Source organism: Streptomyces sp. 11x1 (assembly GCF_032598905.1).
GTDB lineage: Bacteria > Actinomycetota > Actinomycetes > Streptomycetales > Streptomycetaceae > Streptomyces.
On record NZ_CP122458.1, the window covers coordinates 484,816 to 503,525 of the forward strand.

An 18,710-nucleotide genomic window follows, 5' to 3' on the forward strand; every position below is an offset into this window, starting at 1 on the left:
TTTGTCAGGCGATTGCGCCCTGCGTGTTTCGTGGCCCTGCCGTCCGTGGTGCGCGACCATACGGACGCCGACATCACATTCCTCGGCATGGCGCGCGGAAACACCGAGACAGAAAGAAGGACGACGTGTCCGGCAGCGAAAGCGAAAACCCGGCAATCGCCTCCCCCACTCCCACGCCGACTCGGCCCAGGACGAACCGGGACTGGTGGCCGAATCAGCTGGACCTGCAAGTCCTCCACCAGCACTCGCCCCGCTCGAATCCCCTGGACGAAGACTTCGACTACGCGGCCGAGTTCGCGACCCTCGACGTCGACGCGCTGAAGCGGGACGTCTTCGACGTGATGACGGCCTCGAAGGACTGGTGGCCCGCCGACTACGGCCACTACGGGCCGCTCTTCATCCGGATGAGCTGGCACGCGGCGGGTACGTACCGGATCGCCGACGGCCGGGGCGGCGGCGGCAGCGGCGCCCAGCGCTTCGCTCCCCTCAACAGCTGGCCGGACAACGCGAGTCTGGACAAGGCGCGCCGACTGTTGTGGCCGGTGAAGCAGAAGTACGGACAGAAAATCTCCTGGGCCGACCTTCTGGTTTTCGCCGGCAACTGTGCCATGGAATCGATGGGATTCAAGACGTTCGGATTCGGATTCGGGCGAGAGGACATCTGGGAACCCGAGGAGATTTTCTGGGGACCCGAGGACATCTGGCTCGGGGACGAGCGTTACAGCGGCGACCGGGAACTCGCAGCTCCCTTCGGCGCCGTGCAGATGGGCTTGATCTACGTCAATCCGGAGGGGCCGAACGGCAATCCGGATCCGCTGGCCGCCGCCCGGGACATCCGCGAGACGTTCGGGCGCATGGCGATGAACGACGAGGAGACGGTCGCGCTCATCGTCGGCGGCCACACGTTCGGCAAGTGTCATGGCGCTGTCGATCCCGAGCACATCGGCCCCGAGCCCGAGGCCGCGCCCGTCGAGCAGCAGGGACTCGGCTGGCACAACCGGTACGGCAGCGGCAAGGGCGCCGACGCGCTCACCAGCGGACTGGAAGGCGCGTGGACCTCCGCGCCGACCCGGTGGGACAACGGGTACCTGGACAATCTGTTCGGCTACGAATGGGAGCTGACGACGAGCCCGGCCGGCGCCAAGCAGTGGACACCCACGGATCCCGCGGCCCGGGGCACGGTCCCCGACGCCCATGATCCGTCGAGGAGTCACGCCCCCATGATGCTGACGACGGACCTCGCGCTGCGGCTGGACCCGGTCTACGGCCCGATCGCGAAGAGCTTCCACGAGAACCCGGACAGGCTCGCCGACGCCTTCGCCAGGGCGTGGTACAAGCTGCTGCACCGCGACATGGGACCCGTCACGCGCTACCTCGGCCCGTGGGTCCCCGAACCGCAGCTGTGGCAGGACCCCGTCCCCGAGGTCGACCACGGACTCGTCGCCGACGCGGACATCGCCGCTCTGAAGAGCACGCTCCTCGCCTCGGGCCTGTCCCTCTCCCAGCTCGTCACCACCGCCTGGGCGTCCGCGGCGAGCTTCCGCGGCACCGACAAGCGGGGCGGGGCCAACGGAGCACGGATCCGGCTCGCGCCGCAACGGGACTGGGAGGTCAACCGACTGCCCGAGGTGACCGAGACGGTGCGGCGGCTGGAGCAGATCAGGGAGGACTTCGCCGGCGCTCGGTCCGACGGCACCAGGATCTCGCTCGCGGACCTGATCGTCCTCGGCGGCTGCGCGGCCGTCGAGCAGGCCGCGAGGAACGCCGGTCAGGACATCACCGTCCCGTTCGCACCGGGGCGCACGGACGCCTCGCAGGAACAGACCGACGTGGAGTCGTTCGCCGTGCTCGAACCCCGGGCCGACGGGTTCCGCAACTACCTCCGGGCGGGAGAGAAGTTGTCGCCGGAGACCCTGCTGCTGGACCGCGCCAACCTGCTCACGCTGACGGCTCCCGAGATGACGGTGCTCGTCGGCGGCATGCGGATGCTCGACACCGGCTTCGGGGGCTCCCGGCACGGGGCCTTCACGGACCGGCCGGAGGCACTGACCAACGACTTCTTCGTCAACCTGCTGGACATGGGCACGCAGTGGAAGGCGTCGGCGTCGGACGAGAACGTGTTCGAGGGCCGGGACAGCGCCACGGGCGAACTCAAGTGGACCGCCACCGCGGTGGACCTGGTCTTCGGCTCGCACTCCCAGCTCCGAGCCGTGTCGGAGGTCTACGCGGCGCGGGACGCGGGGCACAAGTTCGTGCGTGACTTCGTGGCCGCGTGGGACAAGGTGATGAACCTCGACCGGTTCGACCTGGTCTGAACGGCGGCGGGCACGCGCGCCACGTCCACGGCACGCGTGCCCGCCGGGAACCACGGAGCACGCCTCGACCGGACCCGTCGTCAGTTCTCCTGGAGCACGGAGAGGACGTTCCCGGCCGGGTCGGTGAACCAGGCGATCGCCGCGGGGCCGCCGTCGCCGGTCCGGACGATGCCCCTGTCGTCGTGGTCGAACTCGGGATAGCGCTCGAACGTCACGCCGCGCCGCCCCAGTTGGTCGACGGCGGCCTCGATGTCGTCCACGGGGAAGTTGAGCAGCGTGAACGTCGCGGGGGTGTGCGTCTCCTTCGGGTAGACGAAGACCCGCGCGCCGCTGCCGAGTGTGAGGGTCAGCATCCGCATGTCCCCCTGCCCGGCCTCCTCCACCCGCAGCCCGAGGGTCTCGCCGTAGAACCGGCGGGCCTCGCCGAGGTCGTCCACCGCGAAGCCACTGAACGCCTGTGTCTGTCCGAACATGCCGTGTGTCTCCTTCACGCGTGAGTCGTCCCGAGAACGTCAGGGCACACCACACGCGCCACGGCCGACGGCACGCCACGCGGTCGACGTCCGGATGGTCGCCTGCCGTCACCCGCACGAAGCGGGGCCGACCGTACAAGGCCACCGGGCCAGGTTTACGCAACACGAGTGAATCAACCGACTTCACCGCTCGGTGTCGGAGTGCGTTCCGTACGGTCTGTGTCGGGATCCGGCGGCCGTGGGGAGGGGTGGATGACGCTGTCCCTCGGACCGACCGTCGGCTGCTTGGTGCTGACGCTCTCCCTCCTGCTCCGGGCCGGGGGCACACGGGGACGGGTGCGTACCCGACTGCTCCTGGTGGCGGGTTCCGCCACCGCCGGCGCCGTCTATCGGGCCTCCCTCGTCGCGCTGTCGAGCGATCCGCGGCCGGCAGCGGGCGCGGCCGGGTGGGCCGATCTGGCGGTGGTCGCCGGGGTGACGGTCACGGTCGGGCTGGGGCTGGCCGGTCTGGTGGTCGCGGCCGACGCCGGTACGGGGTGGCGGGCGTGGTTGCGGCGCCTGCTCGACGGGGCCGTCATGGCCGGGGCCGTCTTCATGGCGGGATGGGTGCTCCTGGGCAGGGCCGGTGACGGCTGGCGGCCGGAGACGGGGATGCTGGGCGTGCTGTGGACCTCGGAAGTGGTGTTCTTCGGTTTTCTGCTCGCCCTGCGACGCCTCGTACGGGGCGACCGGCAGGCCACCTTGTGGACGGCGATCGTCGGGGTGTTCCTCATGCTGGTCGGCGACACCCTGCGCCTGTCGCGGGTGGGCGCGGCGGGCCACGAGGCGATGTCCTCGCACGTGGCCGACGTCTGCGGCACCGCGGGGCTGCTGATCGTCGCCGTCAGCCCCTGGGTGCCCGGCGGGGCCAGTGTCCTGGGCGTCGGTCGGCCGATGCTGCGACCGGGGATGGAGGGAGCCGCGGCGTTCATCCCTCTGACCGTCTGCACGGTGTCGGCGCTGGGTTACGCTCTGGCGCCGACGACAGTCGACCCGGTGCCGCTGTGGGTCGGCGGGATGGCGCTCCTAGGCCTCTGGGCCCGCCAGGTCTGCCTGCCGAGCAAATCGACGGGCAGGGACGACTGAGCGGTGCGGTGGGCCCCCTCCGTGTCCCGGACGACGTGCCGTCCGGGACACATGTCGCACTCCGCAGGTTCAGCGTGACGTGCCGGCCATCTCCGGGACCGGCGCGTCGAGGGCGTCGAGGCCGCGCAGGATGTCCTCCACCCGCTGCTTGGCGTCCCCGAAGAGCATCTGGGTGTTCTCGCGGAAGAACAGCGGGTTCTGCACTCCCGCGTAGCCGACCGCCATGGACCGCTTGAAGACCACCACATGGGCCGCCTCCCACACGTGCAGCACGGGCATGCCGGCGATGGGGCTGGCCGGGTTGTCGATGGCGGCCGGGTTGACGGTGTCGTTGGCGCCGATGACGAGGACGACCGAGGTGGCGGGGAAGTCGTCGTTGATCTCGTCCATCTCCAGGACGATGTCGTAGGGGACGTTGGCCTCGGCGAGCAGTACGTTCATGTGTCCGGGCAGCCGTCCGGCGACGGGGTGGATGCCGAAGCGCACCTCCACGCCCCGCTCGCGCAGCTTGTGCGCCAGCTCTGCCACCGGGTACTGGGCCTGGGCGACCGCCATGCCGTAGCCGGGCGCGATGATCACCGAGGAGGCGTCGCGCAGCAGCTGTGCGGTCTCCTCGGCGTCGATCTCCCGGTGTTCGCCCTGCGCGCCGTCGTCGTCCGCCGCCGGGGTGCCGAAGCCGCCCGCGATCACCGAGAGGAAGGAGCGGTTCATCGCCTTGCACATGATGTACGACAGGTAGGCGCCGGAGGAGCCGACGAGCGCGCCGGTGACGATGAGCAGGTTGTTGGCGAGGAGGAAGCCGGAGGCCGCAGCGGCCCAGCCGGAGTAGCTGTTGAGCATGGAGACGACCACCGGCATGTCGCCGCCGCCGATGGAGGCGACCAGGTGCGCGCCGAGGGCGAGCGCGATCAGGGTGACGGCGATGAGCAGCCCCATGCCGGGGCGGGCCACGAAGGCGACGGTGAGCACGACGAAGGCGGCGAGGGCGCTGACGTTGAGGATGTGCTTGCCGGGCAGTGTGAGGGGGCGGGAGTCGATGCGTGCCGAGAGCTTCAGGTACGCGACGACGGAGCCGGTGAAGGTGACGGCGCCGATGAACACGCCGATGAACACCTCGGCGTGGTGGATGCCGAGCAGCGAACCGGTGAGTTCGGCGTCGACGTCGAGGTAGCCGTTCCAGCCGACGAACGCGGCGGCGAGGCCGACGAAGCTGTGCATGATGGCGATCAGTTCGGGCATGCCGGTCATTTGGACGACCCGGGCGCGCCACAGGCCGATGCCGGCGCCGAGGGCCGTGGCGACGGCGATCAGCACGAGTCCGGTGGCCGTGATGCTGCGGGAGGCGAGCCCGACGGTCGCTGCCAGGGCGATGATCATGCCCGCGATGCCCCAGACGACTCCCGAGCGGGACGTCCGGTGCTGGGAGAGCCCCGCGAGGCTGAGGATGAACAGCAGCGCGGCGACGACGTAGGCGGCCTCTGCGGCCGTGACGGTGGTCATCCCTGATCAACCCTTCGAGAACATGCCGAGCATGCGGCGGGTGACGGCGAATCCGCCGAAGATGTTGATGCTCGCCAGCAGGATCGCGGCGAACGACAGCACGGTGACGGCGGTGTTCCCCTGCCCGATCTGCAGCAGCGCGCCGACCACGACGATCCCGGAGATGGCGTTGGTGACCGACATCAGTGGGGTGTGCAGCGCGTGGTGCACCTGGCCGATGACGTAGAAGCCGATGACGATGGCCAGCACGAACACCGTGAAGTGACCGATGAGTTCGCTCGGCGAGAAGCCGGTCACCAGGAACAGGGCGAGGGCTCCGGCGCCGACGAGGGCGTAGGCGGAGCGGGCCGGGCCTGCGGGCTTCACCGCCGCTCCGGTGGGGGCCGGCGTCGCGGGTTCCGGGGCCGCGTCGGGGGCCGACGTGGCGGACACCTGCACCGGGGGCGGGGGCCAGGTCTTCTCGCCGTCGCGGACCACGGTCATGGAGCGCTGCACGACGTCGTCGAGGTCGAGGACGAGCCGACCGTCCTTGCCGGGGGTGAGCAGCTTCATCAGGTTGACGAGGTTGGTGCCGTAGAGCTGTGAGGCCTGGGCGGGGAGCCGACCGGGCAGGTCGGTGTAGCCGATGATCGTGACGTCGTTGTCGGTGACGACGGCCTTGCCGGCGACCGTGCCCTCGACGTTGCCGCCCTGGGCGGCCGCCATGTCGACGATGACGCTGCCGGGCTTCATTCGCGCGACGTCGGCGGCGGTGATGAGCCTCGGTGCCGGACGGCCGGGGATGAGCGCGGTGGTGATGATGATGTCGACGTCGGCCGCCTGCTCGGCGTACAGCCGCTCGGCGAGCCGGTTGTAGTCGTCCGAGGTCGCCTTGGCGTAGCCGTCCGTGCTGACTGCCTGCTCGGCGGAGACGGTGAGGAACTCGCCGCCCAGGGAACGGACCTGCTCGGCGACCTCGGGGCGCGGGTCGGTGGCGCGGACGACGGCGCCGAGGCTGCGGGCCGCGCCGATCGCCGCGAGTCCGGCGACCCCGGCGCCGGCCACCAGGACCTTCGCGGGTGGCACCTTGCCGGCGGCGGTCACCTGACCGGTGAAGAAGCGACCGAAGGCGTGCGCGGCCTCGACGACGGCCCGGTATCCGGCGATGTTCGCCATCGAGCTGAGGACGTCCAGCGACTGGGCCCGGGAGATGCGGGGCACGGCGTCCATGGCGAGGACGGTGACGGGTCGCCGGGCCAGTTCGTCGACCAGGTCCGGGTTGTGTGCCGGGCCGATGAGCGCGATCAGCGTCGCCCCGTCGCGCAGCCGGCCGATCTCCTCGGTGGAGGGGCCGTTGACCTTGAGCACGATCTCCGCCGCCCACGGGTCACCGAGCCGGGCGCCGGCCTCCTCGTAGGCCGCGTCGGAGAAGCGGGACGACGCACCCGCCCCCGGTTCGACCACCACGTCGTAACCGAGCGCGACGAGTCTGCCCACGGTGACCGGCGTGGCCGCCACCCTGGTCTCCCCCGCGGTGGACTCGGCCGGGACGCCGATGCTCTGGGGTTCGGGTTCCGCTTGGACCATCCTCTGTCTCTCTTCCCTGTGATGCCTGTTCCCTGGTTGACCCACTTGTTGACCCATGCCCCATGAGTACGAGGTGGATACGGGTACGGTGCACCCAATCGCCGGTCGAGTGGCCGAGGTTGCCGCCGGCCGGGCCGCGCCGTCGGCTCACCTGTCCCAGATCTTGCGGTAGGCCTGGCGGTAGCCCTCCGAGTCCCAGGACAGGGCGCCGCCACTGTTGTCCGCGGTGGTGATGTGGACGGGGGCGACATAGCCACTGGCCGGCTCGCCCGCGAAGGCGCGGTTGAACTCGTCGACGATCTGCCAACCCTGTTCGGACAGGGGTTCGGGGACGGTGGCGGCCTGGTACCGCTTGCCGTTGATCCGCTCGAAGGCCGACGGGTCACCGTCACCGGCACCGATGTTGAACGGGGCACCGTCTCCCTTGTGACCGGCGGCGCGCAGTGCCGGTGCCGCGTGGTCGAAGTAGAGGTCGTTGATGGCGGCGGAGTAGGTCCATCTGTCGCCGAAGCGGGATTGCAGGGAGGCGACCTCGTCGACGGTGCGCGTGTTGGCCTCCGGGATGGAGATGTCCTGGAGGCTCAGCAGTTCCACGTCGGAGCAGGCGGCGAGTCTCTTCCTGATCAGATCGGACTTTCGCTTCGCGAACGGTATGGACGCGTCGGTGAACAGCACCACACCGGCGTGGCCTTCCGAGCGTGCGATGATCCAGTCGGCGCTGATCTCCGCGACCTCCTCCACCCTGGTGGTGACGTTGGTGAAGAGCTCCGGGTCCGTACTGGGGCCGGGGGTCGACGTGGCGTGCCAGCCGATGAGCGGGATGCCCGCCGCGCTCGCCCGTTCCGCCTGACCGGCCGCCGCGGCGGGGTCGAATCCGCCGATGACGATGCCGGAGGGCTTGAGAGCGAGCGCCTCGGCGAAGGCGCTCTTGATCCCGGTGGGTGTGCCCTCCCCGTCGAAGGTGCGGACGTCCCAGCCGACGACCTCGGCCGCTTCCTGGACGCCCTTGGCGACGCCGGAGACACCGGGGTTGGTCATGGTCTGGGCGACATAGGCGATGGTCTTGCCGGGGACGGCGTCGGGTCCTCTGGTGGGGCCGCTCCAGGGGGCGTTGATGTCCTCGGCGGCCTTGACGGCCCGCTGCGCCTCGGCGAGGACGGCCGGGCAACCCGGCTCCCGCGCACCGACGGTGGCCGCTTCGGTGGTCGAGCCGCTGTCACAGCCGGCGGCAGCGGCCATGACCAGGAACGTCACGACTGCCGCAGTCGCTTTGCGGGTGGGAAGCACAGGGAGTCTCCTCAACTGGGCACGGGAGCACGGGGGCACGAAGGGCGTGGGGGGAGGAGAACGATCCGGCAGACGGCCGTCGCGGTGGGAATGTAGCAGGGTTGCCCACCAGGCCCTCCGCGGCGGCGATACCGCTCAGTAGGCACGACCGAACAATTCGTAATCAATTCTTGATTACACACAGACTCACGGCGATCACGCAGACGATAGTCTCCGACCGACCGGATCCGGACACATGACGTGATCCCGCCGTTCATGCCACCTGCCCGATCGCTCGAGCCCGGCGACACCGTGCGAGCGTCGGACTCCGGCCCGGTGTCGCCGGTCCTCCGGCAGCACACCGCGGACGTCACCCACCCGAACACCGAAGGAGGCCAGCGTGCCCGCGAACGTAGTGGAGCCGCCGCCCGGACGCCGGGACCCGACTCCTCCGTTGCGCAGGAAGGCGGGAGCGTTTCTCGTCCGGTGGCCGTTTCGGCGGAAACTCAACGTCCTCGTCGTCGCGCCCATCGCCGTCGTCGGCGCGCTGCTCGCCCTCGGCGTCGCCGACCAGGTGGAGCAGGCCCGCGACGCCGACCGGGTCGCCGCACTCGTCCGCGACAGCGAACAGGTCGCCACCCTCATCAACGACGTACAGGCCGAACACCGGCTGGCACTGCTGCTGTCCGTGCAGTACGAGGCGACCGGACCCGGGGCCGCCCGGCCGTCCACCACCGCCTACCGCGAGGCGCAGCAGGCCACGGACGCCCAAGTCACCTCCGTACGGACCGCGTTCGGGTCGAGCCTGCCGCACGAGGAGAAGCAGGCCCTCGAATACATCACCGGCCTGGACGTCCTGCGCGAGAAGCTCGGCCGGGACTACGTGCCCGCCGCCAACATCGACCCCGCCTACGCCGCCGCCGTCGGATACCTGATCGACGGCATCGGACTCGACCGCTTCTCCACCACCTCGACGTCCCAGGTCACCAATCTGCTGGACGCGATCCTGCGCGCCGACGCCGCCCACGCGGCGTTCGAGAGCGCGGTGTTCTCCGCCCAGACACCCGACGCGAACGCCCTCACCGAGTACACCCGCGCGGCCGGTGCCCACGAGCTCTACACCCACCAGGCGGACCGCTTCAGCCGGATCGCCGCGCCGTCGCAGGTCCTGAGCATGGCCGGCATCGAACGCAGTGCCGAACAGAACGACATCACCTCCCAGTTCGCGGAACTCCAGATCGAACCGAGCGCCCTGCAGACACAGACCACGCGGGAACTGCGCGAGAAGATCACCACCGGCGAACGGCAGGCCGAGACCCGCCTCGGCATCACCCGGACGCTGATCGAGCAGACCGCCGCACGGGCAGACTCCGCCGCCGCGAGCGCCCGGAACAAGGCGTGGCTCATGCTCGGTGCGGCACTGCTCGGCTTCGCCGCGTGGCTGGCGTTCTGCGTCCTGGTACGGCGTTCGGTCATCCGTCCCCTCACCGCCCTGACCGGAGCGGCCCAGGAAGTGGTGGAGGCCGCCGACGAGGAGCTCGCCCGGGTCGCGGACGACGAACTGGCCGAGAGCATCCCGTTCAGCCCTCGGGCGATACAGGTCCCGGTGCGCGACGAGATAGGCCAGCTGGCGGAGGCGTTCAACCAGGTGCAGGTCACCGCCGCCGCACTGCTGGAGCGGCAGGTGCTCAGCCGCCGCAACATCGCCGAGATGTTCGGCAACGTCGGACGCAGGGTCAGCAATCTGACCACACGTCAACTGCTGCTGATCGATGCCGTCGAACGCGAGGAGACCGACCCCGACCTCCTCGACCGGCTCTACCGCATCGACCACATCGCGGTACGCCTCCAGCGCAACGCCGACAGCCTGATGCTGCTCGCCGGGATCCGGGAGGCGGACGTCGAGGCCCGGCCGACCACCCTGGCCGACGCCATACGCTCCGGCCTCGGCCGCATCGAGGGGTACCGGCGGGTGTCCCTGCGCTCGGAGACGGACGTCACGGTGGGGCCCGACCTCATCGCCGACCTGACGCTGCTGCTCGCCGAACTGATGGAGAACGCTGTCGCCTTCTCCCCGTCCGACACCCCCGTCGAGGTGGTGGTCCGACCCGGCACCGACGTCACCCAGGACGGCGGGGCACTGATCGAGGTCATCGACCACGGCCTCGGGATGAGCGCGGAACGCCTCGCCGAGGAGAACGCCCGCCTCGTCCGCCGTGAACGCCTCGATCTGGTTCCGACCAAGGTGCTCGGCCTCTTCGTGGTGGGCAGTCTCGCCCGCCGCCTGGGGCTCCGGGTGACCCTGAGCCGGACACCGGGCGGCGGTGTCACCAGCACCGTCTGGATCCCGCCCGCTGTTCTGTTGGCGATGAGCCCGCTGGACGTCGCGCCGGCTCCCGTCGGCGCGACGGAGGCCATGGCGATGTCCACGGCGGCGGCCGAACCGCGGGCCGAGCGGAAAGCGGTCGCAGCGGTACCCGCCACCAGCACCGCTCCCGAACGGCGGCCGATCGTCAGGTCTTCGCAGCACGACCTGCCCCGACGCATTCCTCCCCGCTCACGCACGGAAGCAGCCGACACCTCCGGTGACGCTCCCCCGGCGGCGACAACCCGCCCGCTACGGCGCCGTGTTCGCGGCGCGACCCTCGCCGCGGCCACCCTCCCCACCGAGCGGAGCAGTGCGGCGGCCCGCCAGCCCGCCGACGCCGACGCCGTCCGCGCCGAGCTGGACGAGTTCGAGGACGCCGTACGCCGAGCCGAACAGGACAGCGCCGCACCCCCGCACACACCCGGCACCACCGCGACACCGGAAAACACAGAAGGCCAGAAGGAGACGGGCAGTGACCACGTCGACAGATGACAGCACCTCAGAACCGCCGAAGGCCACGGACCTGCGCACCGCGGCGGCCGACTTCACCTGGCTGCTGGACCGGTTCGCCACGGAGACCGCCGGCGTCGTCGACGCCATCGCCGTGTCCTCCGACGGGCTGCTGATCGCTGTCTCCCAACTGCGCGACAGGGCCGACTCCGAACGGCTCGCCGCGATCGTGTCCGGCATCACCAGCCTGGCCGCGGGGGTCTCCGGCAACTACGCGCTGGGCGGCCTCAACAAGGTCATCATCGACCTGGAAGGCGGCCACGTCCTCGTCTCCGCCATCGGCAACGGCGCCGTGCTCGGCGTCGTCGCCTCCAAGGAGGCGAAACTCGGCAACATCGCCTACGAGATGACCCTCTTCGCCAACCGCGCCGGTGCCGCGCTCACCCCCCAACTGGTGATGGAGCTGAAGAACAACGTCGGCTCCGCGGCAGCCGGCTGAACCGCTCCGCGAGGCAGGAGGTCGCCATGGCCGTCGGTGGGCGAGAACCACACGAGACAGGTGGGCGGGAAGCGCACGGGACAACGGAAGACGCCCGAAGCGGCCCGCCGGGACGCATCGACGGGCCGGAACCCGTCGACGGACCGGAACCGGTCGGCCGCGCCCCCGCGGTCCGGCCGTTCCTGCTGACCGCCGGCCGGGTCTCGGGGGCGGACACAGCGGCACCCCTCCCGATCGAGACCCAGATCGTGTCGACGTCCGCGGGACTCTCCGTGCTCGGCGCGCTCGCCTTCGAACGCCACGACATCGTCGCCGCGTGCCGACGGCCGCAGTCGGTCGCTGAACTGGCCGCCCGCCTGCGGCTGCACCTCAACGTGGTCCGGGTGCTCGCCGAAGATCTCTGCGCCGCGGGCCACCTGGCGGTCCACGTGCCGCACGCCAGGATCGCCCAGGACATCTCCGTACTGCGAAGGGTCATCAATGGTCTCCGTGCCGTTCCCGACTCACGGGGCACACTCCGCGACAGCGGCTGAACAGCCGCGGCCCACGCCGCCGCTGCCGGTCAAGCTGGTCATCGCCGGCGGCTTCGGGGTCGGCAAGACCACCACCGTGGGGTCGATCTCCGAGATACGGCCCCTCACCACGGAGGCCGCCATCACCGAGGTCGCCGCGGGGGTCGACGACCTCACCCACACACCCGACAAGACCACCACCACCGTCGCCATGGACTTCGGCTGCATCACCATCGACCCGACCCTGAAGCTGTACCTGTTCGGCACACCGGGCCAGGACCGCTTCGGCTTCATGTGGGACGACATCGTCGACGGCGCTCTCGGCGCCCTGGTCATCGTCGACACCCGCCGCCTCGACGACTGCTACGCCGCCGTCGACTACTTCGAGCACAGAGGCATCCCTTTCGCCGTCGCCGTCAACGCCTTCGACGGCGAGATCGAGCACGGCCTGGACGAAGTGAGGTGGGCCCTGGACATAGCCGAACACGTCCCCCTGACGGTCTTCGACGCGCGCAGGACCGGCTCCGTCCGAGACGCCCTCCTCGTCGTACTCGACGTCGCCCTCTCCCGCGCCGAATCAGCCGCGGCGAGGTGAGTCACCGACGGCACCCGGACGGCCGCCGACATCGTCGTGGGCGCTGACGGCGTCCACACCACCGTGGGGCAGTGCGTCACCTGGGCGGGCGCGCCGCGGTTCTCGGGCATCTGCGCCCGGCGGTGCCTCGTGCCGGCCGACAGCGCGCCGGAGTTCGCGCGGCACCCGGTCCGGACGCGGTGGCTCGGCCCGGACCGAACGCGACGGCGCTCGCGCCGGCCGCAAGCAGCCTGGGCGGCGGCGAGTTCCAGGCGAGGGCAGTTCGCTGGGGCGCCTGGTGTACCCGCACCGGGACCGGCTCGTCGTCCGTCCCGCTCGGCACACCTGGGAGCACGGTCGGCTGGTCGTGCGCACACCCGCGCCCGCCGCCGAGGTCACGGCGACCTACCACGTGGACGAGATCCGTGCCGTGGGAGGCACCGGCTGGCTCGTCACCGTCGCCGGACCGATCGAGGTGATCACCGACCCCGACGAGGCCGCCCATCATCGGCGCACCCTCTCCGGCTGGGCCCACAGCCCGCACGACACCCTGCTGCGCCCGGTCCCCAAGACCGTGACCGGCTTCCGCCTGATGCGCGCGGAGGTGTGATGGGTCCCCAGCCCGGCCTGCCGCCCCATCGGCGTGCGGTGACGCCACCGGCGTCGCGGGTCAGCCACGGCGTCCGGCACGCCGCGCCGTGCCCTGGCGCTGCTGTCGGTCGCCAACCCGGAGGGGGAGAGCCGCGTCGGCATGCCCCACCCCGACCGAACGGGCCCACGCGTGAGCAAAGTCGAGAACGGTGACGTTCGCGTGGTCCACCAATGTCGGGCAAGTGCTCGGCGTTACGTCCGCCGGACCACACCCGCCCGGGCCGGCGATGCGATCGTCGGCGGTTCCCTTCTGCCGCGCAATTCGGTGTCGGCACCCCCACAGGCGAGGATGGACCACATGTGTGTGACAAGTGGGTGGAATTACTGCGCCACGGAACGGCCGACACGGTCGTACCGCGCCACCGGGGAGGGGACTTCACCGTGACGACCCCGCTGTACCAACTGAAGGCCGAGTTCTTCAAGACGCTGGGGCATCCGGCGCGCATCCGGGTGCTGGAGCTGCTGAGCGAGCGCGAGCACGCGGTGGCGGAGATGCTGCCCGTGGTGAGGATCGAGCCGGCGCACCTGTCGCAGCAGCTCGCGGTGCTGCGGCGGGCGAATCTGGTGGTGACACGCAAGGAGGGCTCGACCGTGTACTACTCGCTGACCAGCCCGCACATCGCCGAACTGCTTCGGGTCGCCCGCACGATCCTGTCCGGCGTGCTGGCCGGGCAGGCCGAACTCCTCGCCGACCTGCGGGCCGCCTCGCCTCACACGCAGGCCCCGTCCTGAGGCGTCGGCCCACCGGGCTGAACTCGGCGCCCCCGTGACAAGGCCCCGGGCGGGTCGCCGACGCGACGGTCGTCACCCATGCTGGAAGGGAGTCACACGACTGTCGGAAGTCGCGTCCGCGGAGGTGGGCCGCAGCCCTCGGCGCCGTCACCGGGTCGGGTACGGCAGGGCCGCACCACATTGAATGCCAGGGCCGGCAGCCGTCCGCCGGGCGGCGTCGGCGTGTGCGAGAAGCAGGGAGGACGCCATGAAGGTCGGAGTGTTGACCGGTGGCGGCGACTGCCCCGGACTCAACGCCGTGATCCGCAGCGTCGTACGCAAAGGTGTTCAGGAGTACGCTTTCGATTTCGTCGGCCTGCGGGACGGCTGGCGCGGTGCTCTCCAGGGCGACGTCGTACCGCTGGAGGTCTCCGACGTACGCGGGATCCTCCCCCGCGGGGGCACCATCCTGGGTTCGTCGCGCACCAACCCGTTCAAGCACGGGGACGGGGCCCGGCGCATACAGGACACCCTCGCGGAGCACCGGATAGACGCGCTCGTCGTCATCGGCGGCGAGGACACCCTCGGCGCGGCCACCGAGCTGAGCCGTCACGGCATCAACCTCGTCGGTGTGCCGAAGACCATCGACAACGACGTGTCCGGCACCGACTACACCTTCGGCTTCGACACGGCGGTCGGCATCGCGACGGAGGCCATCGACCGTCTGCACACCACCGCCGAATCGCACATGCGCACGCTTGTGGTGGAGGTGATGGGGAGGCACTCCGGCTGGATCGCCCTGCACGCCGGCGTGGCGGGCGGCGCCAACGCCATCCTCGTCCCGGAGCGGCCGTTCGACATCGACCAGGTGTGCGAGTGGGTGAAGAACCGCTTCCAGATCAACTACGCGCCGATCGTCGTGGCCGCCGAAGGAGCCATGCCCAACGAAGGCCAGATGGTCCTCAAGGACCGCTCACTGGACGAGTACGGTCATGTACGGCTGTCCGGCATCGGCGAGTGGCTCGCCCAGGAGATCGAGGCACGTACGGCGACCGAGGCGCGTACCACCGTCCTCGGCCACATCCAGCGGGGAGGCACCCCGAGCGCCTTCGACCGCTGGCTCGCCACACGTTTCGGGCTGCACGCCGTCGACGCGGTCAAGGACGGCGACTTCGGGACGATGACGGCACTGCGCGGAACTGAGATCGTGCGTGTCCCCCTCGACGACACCAGGAAGGGGACGAAGCTGGTCGATCCGTCGTTGTACGAGGAGTTCGAGGTGTTCTTCGGGTGATCGGGCGCCCCGCCTCCGGCAGCTGATCCACCACCGCGCCGCCCGCGTGCGATCCGCGCCGCCGTCACCCCGCGTGCGGTACGACCACGACCGGGCAGCGGGTGTGGTGCAGTACCGCGTGGGTGACCGGCCCCAGCCGACCCTCGACCGCCCCCGGGTCGGTACGACGGCCCACGACCAGCAGGTCCGACCGGTGGGAGGCGTTCAGCAAAGCCTGCGCCGGATGGAGCAGGACGACATCGGTGCGGACGGTCACGCCCGGGTACTTGTCCCGCCACGGCCGCAGGCCGTCGGCCGCCCGAAAGACCTCCTGGTCCTCCCAGGTGGCACGGTCCTCCTCGGTCACGAACAGCCTCTGTGGAGAGACGGCCTCGGCCGGGAGAGCCCACGCCTTCACCACGTGCAGCGGAGCCTCCCGGCCCTCGGCGGACATGAACGCGAAGTCCGCCACCTCGCCGACCGGACGACGGGAGTCGAAACCCACCACGACCTCGGCGGCGCTCCCCGCGCCCTCCCCGGCCTCGAAGCCCCCGACCGGTCGGGGAGGCACCAGCACGACGGGGCAGACGGCCGCCGCAGCCGCGCGAAGCGCCACCGACCCGACCGCGAGGCCGTCGAAGCCGCCCGCCCCCCTCGTTCCGACCACGAGGAGCGCCGCGTCGCGCGCCGCCGCGAGAAGCGCCGCAGCCGGTGCCTCGGCGGTCTGCTCACCCCGCACCTGGAGGTCCGGACAGCGGGCACCGAGATCGGCGACGGCCCGCTGGAGCACCCGTTCACCCACGCGGTGCAGCATCTCCGCGGCCGCGTCCGGGACGACCTCGTCCGGAAGCGACGGAGATGCCTGTACGAGACGGAGGGGCAGGCCGCGCAGGACGGCTTCCCGCGCGGCCCAGTCGACCGCGGCCATACCGCGCTCGGATCCATCGACACCCGCCAGGACAGGGCGGTTCATCGCTTCCTCCTTCGCCCGCGGCGGCGGCGCGCGGGTCCGTCCCGCATCGTCTCCGCCGCTCTTCCACTGTTCCAGACAAGCACCCGCGGGTCCTGGTGGGCGACGAGGAGACCGCCGGTCCGGCGAATTGCGCGGGAAGGCCGTTCAGTCTCTGGCGAAGGGCCTGCGTGGCCGTGTCGGACGATCACGCGGCACGACATGGTGGAGGACGGGCCGAGAAAACGGGGGCCGACGGGCACCGCTCACGGTCACGCGGCGCAGCTCGGCTCCTCGTCGAAGTCGCCGTCGCGCCCATGACGCCGACGCGTACGGCCTCCGCCGAAGTCCGCGCACCTGGCGGCGCTGCGGCTGTTCCCCCCTCGCGTGGAGCGGTCAGTGCCCCGGGGCGTGCCGGTCGGGGATGTCGTCCGGCTTCCCGCCGACGACGGCGAAGAGGTCGGCGGCAGCGGCGAGGGAGGCCGCCTGGAGTGCCGCGGTCGCGGAGGCCACGATCGTGGGCCGGTGGCCAAGGTTGAAGGCGTCACGGGCGGTGGCGCCGACACACATGTGGTGAACCCGGCCAGGACGAGGTCGGCTCCGGCGGCGGTCAGAGCGGCGGCCGCGCGGCGTACGTGCGCAACGGGGCGGGTGGTCATGTTCGGTCCCCAGTGCACGCTGACCAGGACCAGATCCGCGTCGTCGGAGGGGGCGCGGACGGCGTCGACGAGCCAGTCGGGCATCTCCTTGTTCCACAGATCGGCGTAGGCCACACCGGAACGGTCGGTGTCCGCCGCGTACTCGGCGGGGTGGTCGGTGACCGCGAGGAGGCCGAGACGCAGCCCACCCATCTGCGTGATCAGCGGGGCACGGGCCTCACGGGCCGTCGCTCCCGCCCCGATCACGCGGAGGCCCGCCCGCCCCAGGAGATCGCGGGTGTCGAGGAGGGCCTCGGGGCCGAAGTCGAGGGCGTGATTGTTGGCCAGGGACACCGCGTCCACGCCGAGGCCGGCCAGGACGTCGGCCGCGCGGGGCGGAGCACGGAAGAAGAAGGCCTTGCCCGGCAGGTTCACGGGTGCGCCCCGGTCCGAGACACAGCACTCGAGGTTGAGCAGGAACAGGTCCGCGTCGGCGACCGCCCTGTGCACCGCCGGTGTGAAGAGCGGGCGCGGATGGCGGTGAGCCAGTCTCTCGGCGACCCCGCGGCCCCGCATGGTGTCTCCGGCCAGCGCGATGGTGACGGCCATGGCACTCGTGCCTCCCGCGGCGCGTCCGAGCGGACGGCACGAGCCGAACCCCGGCCCGCGCCGACGTTCTCTCCCGCATTCCCTCGTCTGCGACGGATCAGGGAAAGGGCCGAAAGGCCTGGCTGAGCACCCGCCGGACCGGCCTCTGGAGACCTCGGTCGACCGGACCAGGGCCCGTACGGGGCGCGGCGTGGCGGGACTCGGCGGAAGGGGCGAGGCTGGAAGGAGCCGGACGGTCAGCGACGTGGAGATCACGTGGAGGCGCATCATGGACGGTGCGGGCGGGCGTCGGCCCGTCGTGGTGGGAGTGGATCCCGACCCCTCGAAACGGCTCGCCCTGGTCTGGGCCGCCGACGAGGCGGCTCGCAGGGGCTCGCCGCTGCGGCTCGTCCACGTCCGCGGCGTGCTGTACGGCGGCTACCGGTCGGGCGAGGCGCGGCGGTCGTGGGAACAGGGGGACGAGGCGCTTCGGTCCGTGGGTGAGCGGGTGCTCGGGGAAGCGGTGGCCCTCGTGGAGTCACGACGGCCGGCGGTCGAGGTGTCGGCGTCGCTTGCGGACGGCGAACCGGCGTGGGTCCTGCGCGAGGAGGCTCGGAACGCATCGATGGTCGTGGTGGGTTCCTGGCATCTGAACACCCGGCGCGGACTGTTCGATTCCGCCTCGGTGGCGCTGCCGCTGATCGCCCATGCCCGCTGCCCGGTCGTCGTCGTCCCGGAACCGGAGCACACCGCACAGCAGCCCGCGTACCTCGTGGTGGGCGTCGACGGCAGCCCGCACGCCGCCGCGGCGGTGGACCTCGCGTTCGAGGAGGCGGCCCTGCGCGGGGCTGCCCTCCGCGCCCTGTACGTGTGGCATCCACCCCTGCTCGGCACGCTCGACGAGGAGGCGGCGACGCAGGAATGCCACCGGTTGCTGTCCGAGACGACGGCGGGCCGCGCGGCGACGTACCCGGAAGTGGACCTGCGTCACGAGGTCGTGCGCGGGCACCCGGTGCAGGTCCTGGCGGAAGCCTCGGCACACGCCCTGGGCCTGGTGGTGGGGACCCGTGGGCACGGAGGCTTCGCGGGCATGGTGCTGGGGTCGGTGAGCCAGGGCGTGCTGCACCACGCCCGGTGCCCGGTGATCACCGTCCCTGTGTGAGGCCGCGGAGGCACGGCAGGGCCCACCGGGGTCCGATCACCGCCCCGGACGGCCCTGGTGGTGCCGACAGGCTCGGCAGCAGGATGAGAA

General features: G+C 71.1%; 16 protein-coding genes and 1 pseudogene. 10 read left to right on the forward strand and 7 right to left on the reverse strand.

Annotated features, from left to right (window positions below; translation table 11 throughout):
- Positions 1-125: 125 nt before the first annotated feature.
- A complete protein-coding gene (gene katG, locus P8T65_RS02485) occupies positions 126-2,315 on the forward strand; it encodes a catalase/peroxidase HPI (protein ID WP_316723762.1) in 2,190 nt (729 codons plus the stop codon).
- Positions 2,316-2,395: 80 nt separating this feature from the next.
- Here the strand turns inward: katG and P8T65_RS02490 are convergent, their stop codons facing one another.
- Complete coding sequence (locus P8T65_RS02490; protein WP_316723763.1) at positions 2,396-2,788, reverse strand: VOC family protein; 393 nt, start codon at positions 2,786-2,788, stop codon at positions 2,396-2,398.
- A gap of 252 nt (positions 2,789-3,040) precedes the next feature.
- Between P8T65_RS02490 and P8T65_RS02495 the strand changes: the two genes are divergently transcribed.
- Positions 3,041-3,913, forward strand: a complete 873-nt coding sequence (locus P8T65_RS02495) for a hypothetical protein (protein WP_316723764.1) — start codon at positions 3,041-3,043, stop codon at positions 3,911-3,913.
- A 69-nt stretch (positions 3,914-3,982) separates the two neighbouring features.
- Here the strand turns inward: P8T65_RS02495 and pntB are convergent, their stop codons facing one another.
- The 3 genes from pntB to P8T65_RS02510 form a co-directional block, all read right to left on the reverse strand.
- On the reverse strand, positions 3,983-5,413 hold the full coding sequence (gene pntB / locus P8T65_RS02500; RefSeq protein WP_316723765.1) for a Re/Si-specific NAD(P)(+) transhydrogenase subunit beta: 1,431 nt from the start codon (positions 5,411-5,413) through the stop codon (positions 3,983-3,985).
- Between the two features lie 6 nt (positions 5,414-5,419).
- Positions 5,420-6,979 carry a Re/Si-specific NAD(P)(+) transhydrogenase subunit alpha gene (locus P8T65_RS02505; RefSeq protein WP_316723766.1) on the reverse strand — a complete coding sequence of 520 codons (1,560 nt, stop codon included), beginning with the start codon at positions 6,977-6,979 and terminating at the stop codon, positions 5,420-5,422.
- 147 nt (positions 6,980-7,126) lie between these two features.
- On the reverse strand, positions 7,127-8,218 hold the full coding sequence (locus P8T65_RS02510; RefSeq protein WP_316723767.1) for a substrate-binding domain-containing protein: 1,092 nt from the start codon (positions 8,216-8,218) through the stop codon (positions 7,127-7,129).
- Positions 8,219-8,645: 427 nt separating this feature from the next.
- Here P8T65_RS02510 and P8T65_RS02515 point away from each other — a divergent pair, with 427 nt between their 5' ends.
- The 7 genes from P8T65_RS02515 to P8T65_RS02545 all read left to right on the forward strand — a co-directional run bounded on the left by P8T65_RS02515 (position 8,646) and on the right by P8T65_RS02545 (position 15,304).
- Positions 8,646-11,105 carry an ATP-binding protein gene (locus P8T65_RS02515; RefSeq protein ID WP_316723768.1) on the forward strand — a complete coding sequence of 820 codons (2,460 nt, stop codon included), beginning with the start codon at positions 8,646-8,648 and terminating at the stop codon, positions 11,103-11,105.
- Positions 11,086-11,562, forward strand: a complete 477-nt coding sequence (locus P8T65_RS02520) for a roadblock/LC7 domain-containing protein (protein WP_184903287.1) — start codon at positions 11,086-11,088, stop codon at positions 11,560-11,562. The genes P8T65_RS02515 and P8T65_RS02520 overlap by 20 nt, the downstream gene beginning before the upstream one ends.
- A 26-nt stretch (positions 11,563-11,588) precedes the next feature.
- On the forward strand, positions 11,589-12,095 hold the full coding sequence (locus tag P8T65_RS02525) for a DUF742 domain-containing protein (RefSeq protein ID WP_316723769.1): 507 nt from the start codon (positions 11,589-11,591) through the stop codon (positions 12,093-12,095).
- Positions 12,043-12,669 carry an ATP/GTP-binding protein gene (locus P8T65_RS02530; protein WP_230223611.1) on the forward strand — a complete coding sequence of 209 codons (627 nt, stop codon included), beginning with the start codon at positions 12,043-12,045 and terminating at the stop codon, positions 12,667-12,669. The genes P8T65_RS02525 and P8T65_RS02530 overlap by 53 nt, the downstream gene beginning before the upstream one ends.
- Before the next feature lie 265 nt (positions 12,670-12,934).
- The gene (locus P8T65_RS02535; RefSeq protein ID WP_316731457.1) at positions 12,935-13,258 is read left to right on the forward strand and encodes a pyridoxamine 5'-phosphate oxidase family protein; all 324 of its coding nucleotides are present in this window, start codon (positions 12,935-12,937) and stop codon (positions 13,256-13,258) included.
- A gap of 422 nt (positions 13,259-13,680) precedes the next feature.
- A complete protein-coding gene (locus P8T65_RS02540) occupies positions 13,681-14,031 on the forward strand; it encodes a metalloregulator ArsR/SmtB family transcription factor (RefSeq protein ID WP_316731458.1) in 351 nt (116 codons plus the stop codon).
- Between the two features lie 247 nt (positions 14,032-14,278).
- Positions 14,279-15,304 (forward strand): 6-phosphofructokinase, encoded by a 1,026-nt coding sequence (locus P8T65_RS02545; protein ID WP_316723770.1) that lies wholly within the window; start codon positions 14,279-14,281, stop codon positions 15,302-15,304.
- Between the two features lie 64 nt (positions 15,305-15,368).
- On the opposite strand, the gene P8T65_RS02550 is transcribed toward P8T65_RS02545, so the two are convergent.
- From P8T65_RS02550 to P8T65_RS02560, 3 genes and pseudogenes are all read right to left on the reverse strand, one after another.
- Positions 15,369-16,256, reverse strand: coding sequence for a universal stress protein (locus P8T65_RS02550; RefSeq protein WP_316723771.1), 888 nt, complete (start codon positions 16,254-16,256; stop codon positions 15,369-15,371).
- A 372-nt stretch (positions 16,257-16,628) separates the two neighbouring features.
- The gene (locus P8T65_RS02555; protein WP_399102948.1) at positions 16,629-16,802 is read right to left on the reverse strand and encodes an isochorismatase family protein; all 174 of its coding nucleotides are present in this window, start codon (positions 16,800-16,802) and stop codon (positions 16,629-16,631) included.
- A gap of 74 nt (positions 16,803-16,876) precedes the next feature.
- Positions 16,877-17,749, reverse strand: a pseudogene (locus P8T65_RS02560) (CapA family protein); the annotation flags it as partial.
- Between P8T65_RS02560 and P8T65_RS02565 the strand changes: the two are divergent.
- The gene (locus P8T65_RS02565) at positions 17,748-18,620 is read left to right on the forward strand and encodes a universal stress protein (RefSeq protein WP_316731459.1); all 873 of its coding nucleotides are present in this window, start codon (positions 17,748-17,750) and stop codon (positions 18,618-18,620) included. The pseudogene P8T65_RS02560 and the gene P8T65_RS02565 overlap by 2 nt on opposite strands.
- The last annotated feature ends 90 nt before the right edge of the window (positions 18,621-18,710 follow it).

What these genes read in the sequence shown, in the direction of transcription:
- P8T65_RS02505 (WP_316723766.1), bottom strand. Translation starts at nt 6,979, where the DNA reads ATGGTCCAAGCGGAACCCGAACCCCAGAGCATCGGCGTCCCGGCCGAG.
- P8T65_RS02545 (WP_316723770.1), top strand. Translation starts at nt 14,279, where the DNA reads ATGAAGGTCGGAGTGTTGACCGGTGGCGGCGACTGCCCCGGACTCAAC.
- P8T65_RS02555 (WP_399102948.1), bottom strand. Translation starts at nt 16,802, where the DNA reads ATGTGTGTCGGCGCCACCGCCCGTGACGCCTTCAACCTTGGCCACCGG.
- pntB (WP_316723765.1), bottom strand. Translation starts at nt 5,413, where the DNA reads ATGACCACCGTCACGGCCGCAGAGGCCGCCTACGTCGTCGCCGCGCTG.
- P8T65_RS02525 (WP_316723769.1), top strand. Translation starts at nt 11,589, where the DNA reads ATGGCCGTCGGTGGGCGAGAACCACACGAGACAGGTGGGCGGGAAGCG.
- P8T65_RS02565 (WP_316731459.1), top strand. Translation starts at nt 17,748, where the DNA reads ATGGACGGTGCGGGCGGGCGTCGGCCCGTCGTGGTGGGAGTGGATCCC.
- P8T65_RS02490 (WP_316723763.1), bottom strand. Translation starts at nt 2,788, where the DNA reads ATGTTCGGACAGACACAGGCGTTCAGTGGCTTCGCGGTGGACGACCTC.
- P8T65_RS02495 (WP_316723764.1), top strand. Translation starts at nt 3,041, where the DNA reads ATGACGCTGTCCCTCGGACCGACCGTCGGCTGCTTGGTGCTGACGCTC.
- P8T65_RS02510 (WP_316723767.1), bottom strand. Translation starts at nt 8,218, where the DNA reads ATGGCCGCTGCCGCCGGCTGTGACAGCGGCTCGACCACCGAAGCGGCC.
- P8T65_RS02530 (WP_230223611.1), top strand. Translation starts at nt 12,043, where the DNA reads ATGGTCTCCGTGCCGTTCCCGACTCACGGGGCACACTCCGCGACAGCG.
- P8T65_RS02550 (WP_316723771.1), bottom strand. Translation starts at nt 16,256, where the DNA reads ATGAACCGCCCTGTCCTGGCGGGTGTCGATGGATCCGAGCGCGGTATG.